Below are 14,719 nucleotides of genomic sequence, written 5' to 3' on the forward strand. Positions count from 1 at the left end.
CCGGTCAAAAAGAGAAACTTCCGTTGCACATCTTTCTTATTATTGGGCGGCTAATGCTTCATCGGAGCGTCGAATGACCCCCGTCGTGATCTTCATATTCGGGGCATAGACGAGTGCCCGCTCGCGGTCGAATCGCTCGGAGAGGAGCCGCTCCGCGCCGTATGCGCGCATCGCTTCCTCCTCGGTAAGGCCCCGGCTCGTGAGATTGGCCAGGTAGGCGTCGGCATCGCCGGGATCGCCGCCGATCCCCTCCTCCTTCAAAGCGTTGAACAGCGCCTCCGTCCGTACCGCTTCCTCAGCGGGATTCAGGAAGTTGACCTTGTCGCTCACCCGGCAGTCGATGTCGCGCGCGCCAAGCTCGCTCATATAGACCGGAAGCTTCAGCCCGATGTTGCCGTCGCGCCCGCCGCGCGCCGCATCCTGCTCGAACAGCTTCTGCAGCACGCCAAGCTGAACGACTTCCGACAACGAATGGCCATCGAAATGATAGTTCGCCATATTCGCGATCCAATGCGGCTCAAAGCACGCGATCCGGCCGCCATCCTCCAGGCAATCGCGCATCTTGCGCAGCATCGTGCGGGGATCTTCCATATGCAGCAGGAACGCGTGGCAGACGGCCAAGTCGTAGGTGCCGGCAATGTCCATCGCCGTCAGATCGCCGACGATAAATTCGGCCTCGAACGGCGCGTCTTTGAACAACTCGCTCGCATGCTCGATCAGCTTCACGCCCGCGTCGATTCCGGTATAGCTGGAACCCTCCGGGAGAAGCGGCATCAGCTTGGCGGCCAACAAACCGTATCCGCAGCCAAAGTCGACGACGCGCACCGGACTCGTCATTTTCCATACCATTTGGACCAGGAATGCCAGATAGTCGTCGTTATAGTACAGGTCCCTCGTTTTACGGAGATATTCGATTTGGCTATCCCAGAAATAGTCGCTCAATCGGCTGCCTCCTTCGATTGTAATCCCGCCATCCATCCCGCAGTTGGTCGCTATTCATCCCATTTTTTAACATGCAGTTATGCATTCTGCGCCGCCGCGCCCATTCCTTCCCGCGTATGCGAAAAAGGCCGACGGTTAACCGTCAGCCGCGAAGGCGAATAGGCAGGTCGATCCGCTTCCGCCGCTTGCCTATGCCGAACGAATGCCATGCTTAGCGATCCGCACGAAAAAGGAGCGTCTCTCCCGAGAAACGCTCCTTTCTAACGCCCGATCCCTAATCGGCGCTACACCAGCGTGCCGCCTTCCACGATGACGTCGTACGGATCGACGTCCGGACCAAGCTCCGGCTTGACGTATTTGTCGTAGAGTCCCAGCAGGAACTTCTCCTTCGCCAGCAGCTCCAGCTCCTGATTGACCCAGTCCCGCAGCTCCGTGTTCCCTTTCTTCACGGCCGGGGCGATCGGCGCTTCCTTCTCCAACTTCTCGGGAACGACCGTGAAGCCCGGGTTTTTCTTCGCCCATGCGAACAGGATGAAATTATCCTGCGCGTAACCGTCGCCGCGTCCGTCCGCGAGCGCCTGCAGCGACTCCGTGTTTTTCTCGTATTTGACCAGTTCGACATCTGGGTAATTCTCGGTCAAGTAAAGGTCGGCCGTCGTGCCTTTTGTCACGATGATCTTCTTCCCTTTCAAATCCGCCAGCGTCTTGATGCCGCTCTTGTCGCTGACGATGACTTGGGTCGCCACCTTCAAATTCGGATTCGTGAAATCGACCGCTTGCTTCCGCTCCTCCGTCACCGTCATGTTGGCTACGATCAGATCTACCTTATCGCTCTGCAGGTACGGAATGCGGCTCGCCGGCTCCACGGTCACGAACTCGATCTTTGACTCGTCGCCCAGCAGATCCTTCGCGAAGCGTTTGGCCAGCTCGTTATCCAGTCCGACGAAATCGCCTTTCTCGTCGACATAGCCGAATGGCGGCTTGTCGCTGAAGACGCCGACGATCAGCTTGCCGCGGTCTTTGATTTTCTGGATCGCGCCGCCTTCCGCGGGCGCCTCGCCCGCCGGCTCCGCGTTCTTCGTCTCCGCATTCTTCGTCTCCGCATTCTTCGTCTCCGAGTTATCGGTCTGCGCGGCAGCCCCCGTCGATTCTCCGGCCGGCTGGTTGCCGCTATTCCCGCAACCAACCAGTAACCCCATGAAAATAGTAAGAATTAGTGCTAAAAAAAACCGTTTTCTCATTTTATTCTCCTCCTTTGCCTATCGCCGATCTCCCAAAATTGCCGCAAAAACCGCCGTGCCCGCTCCGTCTTCGGCTCTTCGAAGAACGAAAGAGGGTCTCCGACCTCGGCTATGCGTCCTTCATCCATGAACACGATCCGGTCTGCCGCCGCTTTCGCGAACCCGATCTCATGCGTCACGATGACCATCGTCATGCCCTGATCCGCCAGATCGAGCATGACCTCCAGCACTTCCTTCACCATCTCGGGATCCAGCGCGGCCGTCACCTCGTCGAACAGCATAACCTCGGGATTCATGCACAGCGCCCGCACGATGGCGATCCGCTGCTGCTGGCCGCCGGATAATTGCCGTGGATAGGCGTCCTTCTTGTCGGCAAGCCCGACGCGGCCGAGCAGCCGCAGCGCCTGCCCCTCCGCCTCGGCTTTCGCGCGCTTTTGCGCTTTGACCGGCCCTAGCAAAATATTCTCCATTACGGTCATGTGCGGGAACAAGTGATAGTGTTGGAACACCATCCCGACCCGCTGCCGGATCTGCCGCCAATCCGTCCCGCGAGCGGTCAATGCTTCTCCGCCGAACCGGATCGTACCGCTCTGCGTCTCCTCCAATCCGTTCATACACCGCAGCAAGGTGCTCTTGCCGCAGCCGCTCGGACCCAGAATCACGATGACCTCGCCTCTCTGTATGCATAGGTCAATCTCCCGGAGAACGGGCTGGCCGCCGAACGACTTGCTGACCTGCCGCAGCTCCAATATCGTCTCCTCCATGCGATTCTCCTCTCCGCCCGATCCGCCGGCCGTCGGCTACGCGGCGTCCCACCGGCGCTCGAGCCGCCGCGACACCGCCGATAACGGATAGCAGATCAGGAAATACAACAGGAACAGCGTGCCATATATGATCACCGATTCGCCCGTCCGCTCAATGATCTGCTGCCCGCTCTTGATCATCTCCACGACGCCGATCATGACCGTCAATGAAGTCGTCTTGATGATCCGCGTATAGACATTGATCGAAGGCGGGATCATTCGCCGCATCGCCTGCGGAATCAAGATGTGAACATACAGGTCCGCAGTGCCCAGACCGATCGCCTTGCCCGCCTCCCGCTGCCCGCTCGGCAGCGATTGCAGCGCGCCTCTGGCCACCTCGCCGATCTCCGTGATTCCCCACAGCGACAAGACAAGCACCGCGCACGGCACGCTCGGCAGATCGATGCCGAAGAAGATCGGTAGTCCAAAGAAAAAGAAGAACAGCCAGACGAGAATCGGCATGGAGCGAAACAGCTCCAAGTAAACGCGTGTCAGCACGCGCAGCCATAACCGGCGGGAGGAACGTAATATGCCGAACGCGATGCCGGCCGGCGTGGAGATGGCAATGCAGTAAGCGGCAATAAGGAGCGTCTGGAGCAATCCCTTCCCTAGCTGCGGCAGCGCGCCGAGCAGCACGTCAAGTCCCGAACTGTCCATGCCGAAACCTCCTCTCGAGCGCGCTCAGAAGGGCGGAGAGCGGCAGGAACATGACCAGATAGATTCCGGTCATGACGGCGAGCATCTCGTACGTTTTGTAGTACAGCGCGATGTAATTCGTGGTAGTGTACATGATTTCGGGAACCGATACGGCCGAGACGACCGTCGTCTCCTTCAGCAGGAACACGAAGGTCGCGAACAAGGCTGGCGTCCCAATGCGCATCGCTTGCGGCAGCACGATCGCGCGCAGCAGCTGCAGCCGGGACAAGCCGAGCGCGAGCCCGGATTCGAGCTGACTCTTGGGGACGGCTTCCATCCCGGCGCGGAATACCTCCGTCATGTAGCCGCCGCCCAGGAACGTCATCGCCAGAATGGCCGTCGTCATCCCGGATAGCCGGATGCCGAGCGACGGCAGCGCGAAGTACAGGAAGAACAGCTGAATCAGCAGCGGCGTATTGCGGGCGAGCTCCACATACAACCGCACCAGGAACGCGAGCCCACTTAGCCTGAAGAAAAGAATAGCCGCATTCGCCGATGCCACCAGCATCGAAGCGAGGATGGCAATGCCCGCGATCTCGAACGTCACGAGCGTCGCCTTCAGGAATTGGGGCAGCACGCGAAGCACGAATTCCGTATCGAAACTCATCGCGACTCCCCGCCTTCGCCGGCTTGCGAGCCCGTGGGCAGCGTCCCGCCCGGCGGCACAATCGGCGCATCGGCCCGCACGGTATCCGGGTATTTAATCCCCATCCCCGTATTGAGCGCGATGACCGTCTCCTCATCCTTGATCCAGCCGCTCGCCCTTAACCGACGCGCCGCCGCGAACACGGCGGCGCCTTCCGGGCAGATGAACGCGCCCTCCAGCGTTGCGACCTCGCGCTGCTCCGCGAGCAATTCTTCGTCCCGGACCGCGATCGCACAGCCTCCGGTGGCGTAGACGGCCTCCAGCACCAGGAAGTCGCCGAGCGCTTTCGGCACATTGATGCCGAAGGCGATCGTCGCCGATTCGCTCCAGAATGACGACTCGGAGCGCCCCTCCTCCCATGCCTTCACGATCGGCGCGCAGCCCGCCGCTTGAACGGCGACCAGACGCGGAAGCTTGCCTTCAATCCAGCCGATCTCCCTCAGCTCCAGCAGCGCCTTATAGATGCCGATCAAACCGACGCCGCCGCCGGTCGGATACAGAATGACGTCCGGCAGCCGCCATCCCATCTGCTCGGCGATCTCGAGCCCCATCGTCTTCTTGCCTTCAATCCGATAAGGCTCCTTCAGCGTGGACGCATCGTACAAGCCTTCATCCCGCACCGCTTGGGCGACGATCTTGCCCGCGTCGCTAATCAAGCCGTCCACGAGCGCAAGCCGGGCGCCAGAGATTGCGACTTCGCCGCGGGTGATATACGGCGCGTCGACCGGCATGACCACCGCCGCCTCGATGCCGGCCCTCGCCGCGTACAGCGCCCAAGCCGCGCCGGCATTGCCGTTGGTCGGCATCGCGAGCGCGCGCACGCCCAGCTCCTTCGCCTTCGAGACGCCGACGGCCGCGCCTCTGGCCTTGAACGAACCGGTCGGCACCAGCCCTTCATCCTTCATGTACAGCTTCGGAATGCCCATGCCCGCGCCCGCGCGGGGCATCGGCAGCAGCGGGGTCATCCCTTCGCCGAGGGAGACGACGTGCGCTTCATGTTCGACCGGGAGCAGCTCGTGATAGCGCCACAAGCTGTTGTCCCGGCCGGCCAGATCGGACTTGCTCCAAGCTTTGCGCAGCGCTTCAAGATGATAGCGAACCAGAAGCGGTGAGCCGCACGCGCACAGCTGATGTCGTTCCCGATGCGAATAGGACGCTGCGCATTTGGCGCATTCCAAATGCGATACATAGCTGAACAACATGGATGTTGGTCACCTCTTTCGTAAGATAGCGATTCGGACCGCCACGGCGGCAATCATAATTATTGGTTAAAACAACCAATATCCCCCATACTAAATTATACTATTCCTGTATGTCAACTATGATTTAAGTCAGGAAATCGGGCCTATTTCACAACTTACAAGAGAAAAATTCTAGAGCGCCTTCCATGGGAAGACGCTCTAATAGAGGTTCAGCTAGGTATCGATTCTTTGTTTTAATACCGCTTTCTTCAACACGCCGCCCCCGAGACCCGGACGATGAAGCTCCCAGGGGTAGAACACCGCGAACATGCCCGGCGACAGCTTCAGCATCACCTCGTCCGGAGCAGGCGCGGCCAACAGATAATCCGCCTCCTCGTCATAGGGTTTCACCAAGGACAACGGTTCGCGCCGCGGCGACCAGCCGATCGTCTCCTCTCCCTCCAGCAGCAAATGAACATCGATATAACGTTCGTGCGCCTCCGCCGGCAGTTCGTCCGGCAATCTGCCCGCCGCCTTCATGATCGTCGCATACAAGCGATCGCCGTCGATGACGGTCTTGCCTTCCGGCCAATCGTCCGCCGCGAGCGACCTCAGAGCCGCCAGTGACTCTTCCAACCCGGCGTATTCGGGACGTCCGCTCGCATCCGCCAACCAACCTAACATCATGTTGCTCGCCTCTTTTCTCCGCGAAAAATCGAATCGATAGCGCCTTGAGCGGCTGCCTACCCCGCAAACAACGAAGCCGCTCCAAGCATCCCCGCCTTGTTGCCGAGCTCGGCCCGGAGGATGCGCACGCCCTGGAAGCTATCCATGATCAGCTCCCGGGTACGCCGCTCCACCATCCGCACGAGCGGCTCCTGCTCCATGACGCCGCCCCCGACGATGATCGCCGGCGGATTGAAAATATGAATGAGCGAGGCCAGTCCCGCCGCCGTCTCGGATACCCAAGCTTGCAGGATCGCGCCCATCCGCTCGTCCCCTCGATTAACCCGGTCGAAGAACGTCCTGCCGTCCGCGCACAGCGGATCGATGCCGGCCGCGATGCGCACGAGCGCCGACGTCGAGGCGTATGCTTCGTAGAACGCCGCCTTCCCGGCGTCCCCGCTCTCGCCGAGCGCGTGCGTGAACATATGGCCGAACTCCGCCGCCACGCCGTCCGCCCCCCCGGTACAGCCGGCCCCCCAGCACGATCGCGCCGCCGATGCCCGTGCCGAAGGTGAGGCAGAGGAAATCCCGGTATCCGCGCGCCGCGCCGAAGACGGACTCGCCGAGGGCGGCGGCGTTCACGTCGTTCTCGACCCGGACGGGCTTGCCGAACCGCGCCTCCAGCTCATCCTTGATCCGCGTGCCCGCGTAGTTCGGGATGTTGCCGTTGGCGTACACGATCGTGCCCGCCGCCGCGTCCACCTGTCCCGCGGTGCTGATCGCGATCGCGTCGTATTCCCCATACTCGGCCAGATTGGCGATGAGCCGCTCCATCAGATGCGGCCCGCCGCGCAGCGCCTCGGTCGGATACTCCCGGTAACGCTCCACCTGTCCGGATCGGTCGCATACCCCCATTTTCGTCGACGTTCCCCCTATGTCCGCCGCCAGCACCTTCATGGCTCTCCCCCCTATTCGATCGGATCAAAAGCGCGGGTCGCCGCGACGAACCGCCGCGTAAGCTCGAGCGGCCGCGTGATCGCCGAGCCGACGACCGCCGCATGAACGCCGACGCCAAACAGCGCCTTCAGCTCCTCCGGCGTCGAGATGCCGCCTTCGGCGATGACCGGCACGCTTACCGTCTTCACCAATCGCTCGGCCATCTCGAGGTCCGGCAGCGCGCGGCCGCGAGTCGCCGCCGTATAGCCGCTCAGCGTCGTCGCCACGCAGTCAAAGCCGAGCTCGGCCGCCCGCGCCGCCTCCTCGAACGTCGCGCAATCCGCCATGAACAGCTGATCGCCGAATGCCCGGCGCAGCATCGGGAACGCCTGCTCGATCGTCGCGCCGTCCGGTCTGATCCTATCAGTCGCGTCGAGGGCGATCATGTCCACGCCTTCCCGGAAGAGCGCCTCGACTTCCTTGGCCGTCGGCGTGATGAACACGTCCGAACCGTCGTACACCTGCTTGATGATGCCGATGATCGGAAGCGCGACTTCTTTTTTGATTTCGCGAATGTCCTCCACGCTATTCGCCCGAATGCCCGCCGCGCCGCCGAGCGCGGCCGCCCGCGCCATCCGTCCCATGATGAACGGGCTGTGCAGCGGTTCCTCCGGCAGCGCCTGGCAGGAGACGATCAGCTTGCCGTTTATGGCATCGAATAGTTTTGTTCCGCCGTAATCCATTGCGTGTTTCCTCCTCTAGTGCCGGATGTCATTCTTTAACCGCCCCGGCCGTCATGCCGTGCGTGAAATACCGCTGGAACAGCAGGAAGATGATCAGCATCGGGATGGCCGCGACGGTCGCGCCCGCCATTTTGTACGCATAGTTCGGATTCAGATCCTGCATGAGCGTCGCGGTGCCGACCATGAGCGTCTTCATGGTCTTCTCCTGCCCGACGACCATCTGCCACAGGTAGTCGTTCCACACTTGCACGAAATTCAGGATGAACAGCGCCCCGATGCCGGGCTTCACGATCGGAAGCATAATTTGGGCGAACGTGCGCCATTCGCCCGCCCCGTCGATGCGCGAAGCTTCCCGCAGGGCGTCCGGCGTCGCGTCGAAAAACCCTTTTAACAGGAATACGCCGAACGCCGTCGCCACATTCGGCCAGATCATCCCGCTCAGCTCGTTCACCATCCCGAAATCCTGAATGATCCGGAACAGCGGCACGATCATGATCTCCTTCGGAATCATGAGGCTCGAGATGAAGACGACGAAAATGATGTTGCGCCCTTTGAACGTTAGCTTCGAGAACGCGTACGCGGCCATCGCCCCCACGATAATGACGAGCACCGTGCTGACGCCCGACACGAACAAGCTATTGAACGTCCAGCGCAGCGCGGGCTGGTTGCGGAACACGTCGATGTAGTTGTCGAACGTGATGGACGCGGGGAACCAGTCCGGCGGCATCTTCACGACGTCGGCGCTGTTCTTCAGCGAGCTCGTGAACAGCCAGTACAGCGGGAACAGGTTCAGGACGGCGAAGAACGCGACGAGAGCGTTCGAGACGAGATCGAACGGCTCCCTTTTCTTGCTGGTCGATTGCGGCATGCGGCCTCCTCCTTACGTCTGTCTGAGCATGCTTCGAAGCTGAGGTACGGAAAGGAGCAGCGTGATCAGGAACATGATGACGCCGACAGCCGAAGCGGTGCCGAGCTGGTTGAATTTGAACGCGTTGTTGTACAGGTAGTACATGAGCGTGACGGAGCCGTTGTTCGGACCGCCGCCGGTCAAGAGCTGGATGACGACGAATATTTTCAGCACGGCGATGATGTTGATGATCGTGATGTACACCGTCGACGGCTGCACAGACGGGATGAGAATATGGCGGATCGTCTGCCATCGGCTGGCCCCGTCGACCTCGGCCGCCTCGAACAGATCCTTCGGCACGCCGATCATCGCCGCGATGTACAGAATGATCGCCTGCCCGACATTGGTCGCGAACGTGACGAAGATGATCACCGGCATGACCGTCTTGCCGCCGCCGAGCAAATTCCCCTGCCCCGCTCCCGCCTCCCTTGCCAAATAAGAAATGAGTCCGCTGGCCGGATTGAGCAGGAAGCTCCATACCATGCTCATGACGACCATCGACACCATGACCGGAATATAGTAGCTGCCCCGGATGAACGAGACGTATTTGGCATTCTTGTCGAAGACGGCGGACGCCGCGAACAGCGCGAACAAGACCGTCAGCAAGACGATGAATACGACGAAGACGACGGTGTTCAGCAGCGCCTTGTAGAAGACCGGATCGCTGAACAGCGCGGCGTAATTGTCCAGGCCGACGAACCGCTCGTCCTGGTAGTTGATCTGATACAGGCTCAGCCGGATGCCTTCGACAATCGGATAGACGAGGAACAGCAGGAAGATCGCCATTTGCGGCAGGATGAATAAGTAACCCGTCAAATTCGCTTGAAGCGCTTGTTTGCGTAATCGCATGTTGTTTTCCTTTCCCGGGGAGATCCGTCCAGGTGCCGGCGGCTAGCTAACGCGCCCACGTCCGCGTCCGGATGCTCCCCGCGTAGGATTGATGTGCCTGATGTGCGTGACGAGAGGACGGTAAGGTTTACTTCCCGCCGAATATAACCGAGTTCGCCTTGTTCGTCTCGATGACCTTGTTGCCAGCGGCTTGGTAGTCCTTGACCGCCTGCTCCGGCGTCTTCGCCCCCGTGTACAGCGCCTGCAGCTCCGGATACAGCACCTCGCGCAGCTGGCTGTAGCCCGGCACGTTGCCGGTGAAGTTGAACAGGTATTGCGCGTTGGCGTCATAAGCCGCGAACAGCGGGTTCTCGCCCTTGAACGCCTCTGCGACCGAGCTTCGGACCGGAATGCCGTTCTTCGACGACTTCACGAGCTCGGGGTCGGCGGAGAAGAACTTAACAAAATCCTTCGCGACCTCGATCCGCTTCTCGTCCTTCGTCTGGAACACGCTCGCGCCGACGACATAAGTGAACGTGAGCGGATCGCCGCTCTCCGACGGAATGTTCGCCAGGCGAGCGTCGAACTTCGGCGCTTTGCCGCTGGCCATGTCCGCCTTCGCGTTCGCGAAGAGAACCGGGTTGGTGAAGCTGATCGCCAGCTGCTGGTTCTGGAACATGCCGTTCGCGTCATTGGAGGAGACGGATTCCGGTCCCGGATTCGTGTAGCCCGCGTCCTTGATCGCCTTCAGCCAAGCGGCCGCCTTCGCCCCGCTCGCGTCGTCCAGCGCGATGCTGCCTTCCGCGTCGAAAAATTTGCTGCCGAACATGCGCAGGTAGGCGAGATTCCACGTGTCGCCTTGATTGTTCACCGCGTACAGCGCCATCGGGTAAGCGCCGGCATACGGGGTGCCCGGCAGCTTCTCCTTCAGCGTCTTCAGAATGCGCTCGTAGTCCGCCAGCGTCCATGTCTTGATTTCATTCTCGCCGCCGATGTCGCTCGCAAGGCCCGCCGCGCGGAACATGTCCGCGTTGTAGACGAGCGTGCCCGGATTGTTCTGGAACGGGTAGAAGTAGATGTCGTCGCCGAAGGTGACCGAGCTCCAGTAGTTGTCCGCGATGTCCTGCTTCGCGGCGTCGTCGACGATGTCCGTCAGCGGCACGAGCGCGCCGCGGTGGACGTAATCGCCCATGGCGAAGACGCTCTCGAAGAAGACGTCCGGCGGCGTGCCGCCGCTCAGGTTGACGTTCAACAGTTGGTCCCGCTGGTCGCCCGCGATGACCTCGACGTTCACCTTCGCGTCGTACTTGTCGTACTGCGCCGCGAACTTCTCCGCCGCGTGCTTGAAGAAGCTGTCGTAATCGGCGCCCTCCTCGGAGGCATCAAGCACGCCCTTCCATTGCGGCGTCAGCCAGACTTTGATCTCAACCTGTTCCTTGCCGCCCGATGCGTCGCCGCCGCTCCCTGCCGAGTTGTTCGGGTTATTTTCGTTCGAGCAGCCTGCCAGCAATACCGTGAGCGCGGCCGCGGCCGCGAAAATGCGTGTGCGCTTCATGGTTGTTCTCCCCCTGGTTCGTTGTGTTGGCTAAAATCGATACCGGTTACGCTCATGCTTCGTCGTAACGCTTCACCAGCGCGTCGATCGCGGCGGCGATGCCGTCGATCCGTCCCGCGTCCGCCGGCGAAACGTCCTCAAGCGGCGCCCGCACGCCGCCGATATTCACGCCACGGCGGCGAAGCACTTCCTTAATCGCCGCGTACATCGAGCCGTCCAGCGAGCAGAGCGCGACGATGACGTCGTTGATCTTGCTTTGCAGCTTGCCGGCCTCTTCGAAGCGGCCTTCGCGCACGAGCCGGTCAGCCTGCAAATATAACTCCGGCATCGCCGCGTACGTGCCCCCGATTCCGGCCGCCGCGCCCATGATCCGGCCCGCGACGAACTGTTCGTCGGGCCCGTTGAAGACGACGACCCGGTCGCCGCCCGCCGACTTGAAGCGTTCGATGTCGAGCGCCGGCATCGAGGAGTTCTTCACCCCGATCACCTTCGGATTCGCGAGCAGCTGCCGGAAGACGGCCGGCGTGAGCGTATAGCCCGTCGTCTGCGGAATGTTGTAAATGATGAACGGCAGCTCCGTCGCCGCCATGATCGCCGTCCAATAGCCGACGACCGCCGAGTCCGGCAGCTTGAAATATATCGGCGGAATCGCCGACAGCGCGTCATATCCGAGCTCCGCCGCATGCCGGGCCAGCTCGATGCTGTCTCTTGTTGAAGGCGCGCCGACATGGGCGATGAGCGTCATTTTCCCTTTTAAAGCGCGCGCTGCGTAAGCGAGGGCCTGCTTGCGCTCCTCCACGCTGTGGTAGATGCATTCGCCGGAGCTTCCGCCGACGTAGACGCCCTGCACGCCCCTCTGGTATAAGTAATCTGCCAAAGCGGCCGTTCGCGGCTCCGACATGTTCCCTTGCTCATCGTAACAGGCGTAGAACGCCGGAATGATGCCGTGAAATTTGGTCAAATCCATGTCCATGATGTAACCTCCGTTGGTGGGATTGGTGCTGTTAAGAAGGGCTGCGCCCCTTTGACCCCGCTTTTGTTGCTCCCTCCTCCCACCTCCTCCGCCGAGGAGGCTCCAAAGGGCTTTGCCCTCTGGACTCCCTCTTCGTGCTGGCACGTTTGTTTGCGGTCGGCGGGTTGGCTGGAGCCGGGCACGCTTTTGTCCTTGCGGACAAAGCTTCAGTGGGTTTTGAAGACAGTTCTAAGACAAATGCCTGTGCCTATGGCTGTCAACTAAAGGACACTGGTGGGTTCACCCGACGTTTTTACTTCACCTGACAGCATTGTTGGCGGGGTTGGAGAAGCGGCGGAATGCTTCGGATCCTTGCCCTGCTCCTGCACATTTACTCGTCGTGCTCGGCGCGGCTTCGCCTTACGGCGACTCGATCCACGCCTTGTTCATGCGGGCCAGCGCGATTTTGCTCGCGGCCGGCTTTTCGTAGAAGACGAAAATCGTTTTGTCCGGAGCGACCGCGATATCGGAATAGCCGTTGTTCCCCGCGTAAATTTCCTTGGACCGGTACCAAGTGGCGCCGTCGTCGCCGCTCATTCGGATCGTCATGTTGGTGCGCGACGAAATATGGGCCGGATTCGTGAACAGTATCGTGCTCGCATCGTAGCGCTGCAGGCTGGCCGCGACGATCGGATCGATGAGCGTCGTGTCCGAATACGGCGTCGACCACGCTCCGGTCGGGCCGCTTGCGATCGAGACCGCCCGGTAGTCGCTGCCCGGATTGCGCATGTTCGTCATGAGCCGGCCGTCCGACAGCTCGACCATCATATTCTCGTGGATTCGCGTGAAGCCGCTCGGGTTCGGCACGAGCGAACCGGCTTGCCACGTCGCGCCGCCATCCGTGCTGTAGATCGTCGCCACCGTGCTGTTCGTCCAGCCGCTCGTCGTCAGATAGATCGGTACGACAAGCGTCCCGTTCGTCATCTGGAACCCGTGTCCCGGCCCCATGCCCGCACCGGAGAGCCCCGCGAAGTAGGTAGGACTGGCGGCGTTTTTGTACGCGTTCAACACGGAGGTAATATCCCTTGCCGCGCCCCACGTCAGCCCGTTATCCGTGCTCGTGCGGATGAAATATTGACAGTTGCCCCACACCCAGCGTCCCCATAGCAAATGAACCGTATTGCCTGTGTTCGCGGCGAGCAGCATCGGGTTCATCTCCGCATTGCCTTGCGATTTGCCCGGCGACAGGATCACCTGCTCGGAGAACGTGACGCCGCCGTCGGTGCTGCGCTTCAACACAAGGTCCGTCGGCGTCTGATCTCCGCCGGCTCTCGCTTCCGCCACCGCCAGAATCGTGCCGTTGGCGGTGGAGACGACGCTCGGAATCCGGTACTCCGCGTAGCCTCTGCCGTCGGTCGTATCGAAGAGGATCGTCTCCTCGAACACGGCGCTCAGCATGTTGATCTGGCTTGCGTTCAGCGCCGCCGGATACACCGCGGCGTACGCCATGCTGCCGGTGTAGTACCATTGGCCGCCGCCGTTATCGACGTTGCGCCCGATCCACAGCCCGTTCAGTCCTTGGGCCGAGGCGAAGAACGCCGTCGACGCCGAGGACGCGCGCTGCTGCCCGTCCACGTATATCTTCGTGCCGGTCGCATCGACGTTCAGAATGGCGGTGTGCCACTTGTTGTCGTTCATTTTGCCGGTGGCGCTCAGCTGCGTCGCGTAGTTGCCGTTCGTCCGGTTCTCGTAATAAACCGTGCCGTTGTTCATCGTCAGCGACACGTTGGTCGAAGCCGCCGCCGTGTTCGAGGCGCTCAGGAACGTCTGCGCCGGATTGGCGCTCGTCGACTTGAACTTGACGACGATCGCGCCTTGCGTAAGAGCGGAGACGGAGGGGAGGTCCGGCGTGCGATCGATGTAATCCGTCGTGCCGTTGAAGGTACGGTTCACGGTAGCGGACATCGCCGCTTGCGGCAGCAAGCCTGCGGCTTCCATCGCTTCCGCTTGCGACCAGGCGCGGCTGTACACGTCCACGTACGCCAGCTCGCCGGCGTAATACCACTGGCCGCCGCCGTTGTCGGCATTGCGTCCGATCCACATGCCGTTGAGACTCGTCACGTTCGAGAAAAACGCCGTGGACGTCGTGCTGCCCTTCAGCAAGCCATCGACGTAGATGCGCGTGCCGGTTCCGTCGACGGACAGCACCGCGGTATGCCACGCGCCGTCGTTGAACGAGCCGGCCGCGCTGAGCTGCGTGGCGTAGACGCCGTTCTCGCGATTCTCGACATACACCGTGCCGCCGTTCATCGTCAACGACAGGTTGCTCGACGGATCGGCGGTGTGCGAGGCGCTGATGAACGTCTTCGCCGCCGCGGTGCTCGTCGTCTTGAACCGGACGACGATGGAGCCTTGCGTCAACGAGGCGACCGTGGCGATATCCGACGTTTTGTCCACGTAGTCGCTCGTGCCGTTGAAGGAGCGGTTCAGGGTATACTGGAGCACCCGGCCATCCGTCGGCGCGGCCTCCGATCCATAGGGCGTCAGCGATAACCCCGCGACGAATACGGTAAAACAAACGATCCAGCGAGCGGCATGCATGAGTGTGCCAAACTTCATCCCA

At 61.2% G+C, this 14,719-nt stretch carries 14 protein-coding genes and 1 pseudogene; all 15 read right to left on the minus strand.

Annotation, left to right across the window (positions count from 1 at the left end; all coding sequences use genetic code 11):
• Positions 1-39 precede the first annotated feature (39 nt).
• Positions 40-942 carry a class I SAM-dependent methyltransferase gene (locus tag ACFSKT_RS21970; protein ID WP_377716514.1) on the minus strand — a complete coding sequence of 301 codons (903 nt, stop codon included), beginning with the start codon at positions 940-942 and terminating at the stop codon, positions 40-42.
• Positions 943-1,226: 284 nt separating this feature from the next.
• Positions 1,227-2,183, minus strand: a complete 957-nt coding sequence (locus tag ACFSKT_RS21975) for a transporter substrate-binding domain-containing protein (RefSeq protein WP_377716513.1) — start codon at positions 2,181-2,183, stop codon at positions 1,227-1,229.
• Positions 2,180-2,947 (minus strand): amino acid ABC transporter ATP-binding protein, encoded by a 768-nt coding sequence (locus ACFSKT_RS21980; protein WP_377716511.1) that lies wholly within the window; start codon positions 2,945-2,947, stop codon positions 2,180-2,182. Before ACFSKT_RS21980 ends, ACFSKT_RS21975 begins: the two co-directional genes overlap by 4 nt.
• 36 nt (positions 2,948-2,983) lie before the next feature.
• Entirely contained in the window at positions 2,984-3,643 is a 660-nt protein-coding gene (locus ACFSKT_RS21985) for an amino acid ABC transporter permease (protein WP_377716510.1), read from the minus strand.
• Positions 3,624-4,289 (minus strand): amino acid ABC transporter permease, encoded by a 666-nt coding sequence (locus ACFSKT_RS21990; protein WP_377716508.1) that lies wholly within the window; start codon positions 4,287-4,289, stop codon positions 3,624-3,626. The genes ACFSKT_RS21985 and ACFSKT_RS21990 overlap by 20 nt, the downstream gene beginning before the upstream one ends.
• Entirely contained in the window at positions 4,286-5,530 is a 1,245-nt protein-coding gene (locus tag ACFSKT_RS21995) for a threonine synthase (RefSeq protein WP_377716507.1), read from the minus strand. The genes ACFSKT_RS21990 and ACFSKT_RS21995 overlap by 4 nt, the downstream gene beginning before the upstream one ends.
• A gap of 213 nt (positions 5,531-5,743) precedes the next feature.
• Complete coding sequence (locus ACFSKT_RS22000) at positions 5,744-6,196, minus strand: NanQ anomerase/TabA/YiaL family protein (protein ID WP_377716505.1); 453 nt, start codon at positions 6,194-6,196, stop codon at positions 5,744-5,746.
• A gap of 56 nt (positions 6,197-6,252) precedes the next feature.
• Entirely contained in the window at positions 6,253-6,681 is a 429-nt protein-coding gene (locus ACFSKT_RS22005) for an ROK family protein (RefSeq protein WP_377776344.1), read from the minus strand.
• 67 nt (positions 6,682-6,748) lie between these two features.
• A pseudogene (locus tag ACFSKT_RS22010) lies at positions 6,749-7,132 on the minus strand (ROK family protein); the annotation flags it as partial.
• A gap of 11 nt (positions 7,133-7,143) precedes the next feature.
• Positions 7,144-7,854, minus strand: a complete 711-nt coding sequence (locus ACFSKT_RS22015) for an N-acetylmannosamine-6-phosphate 2-epimerase (protein ID WP_377716502.1) — start codon at positions 7,852-7,854, stop codon at positions 7,144-7,146.
• A 28-nt stretch (positions 7,855-7,882) separates the two neighbouring features.
• Entirely contained in the window at positions 7,883-8,722 is an 840-nt protein-coding gene (locus tag ACFSKT_RS22020; protein WP_377716500.1) for a carbohydrate ABC transporter permease, read from the minus strand.
• A gap of 12 nt (positions 8,723-8,734) precedes the next feature.
• Complete coding sequence (locus ACFSKT_RS22025; RefSeq protein ID WP_377716498.1) at positions 8,735-9,610, minus strand: carbohydrate ABC transporter permease; 876 nt, start codon at positions 9,608-9,610, stop codon at positions 8,735-8,737.
• Between the two features lie 127 nt (positions 9,611-9,737).
• A complete protein-coding gene (locus tag ACFSKT_RS22030) occupies positions 9,738-11,144 on the minus strand; it encodes an ABC transporter substrate-binding protein (protein WP_377716497.1) in 1,407 nt (468 codons plus the stop codon).
• Positions 11,145-11,196: 52 nt separating this feature from the next.
• Positions 11,197-12,117, minus strand: a complete 921-nt coding sequence (locus ACFSKT_RS22035; protein WP_377716495.1) for a dihydrodipicolinate synthase family protein — start codon at positions 12,115-12,117, stop codon at positions 11,197-11,199.
• A 399-nt stretch (positions 12,118-12,516) separates the two neighbouring features.
• Positions 12,517-14,715 carry an exo-alpha-sialidase gene (locus tag ACFSKT_RS22040; protein WP_377716494.1) on the minus strand — a complete coding sequence of 733 codons (2,199 nt, stop codon included), beginning with the start codon at positions 14,713-14,715 and terminating at the stop codon, positions 12,517-12,519.
• Positions 14,716-14,719 lie beyond the last annotated feature (4 nt).

The organism is Paenibacillus xanthanilyticus, from assembly GCF_042682185.1.
GTDB classification, from domain to species: domain Bacteria; phylum Bacillota; class Bacilli; order Paenibacillales; family Paenibacillaceae; genus Paenibacillus_Z; species Paenibacillus_Z xanthanilyticus.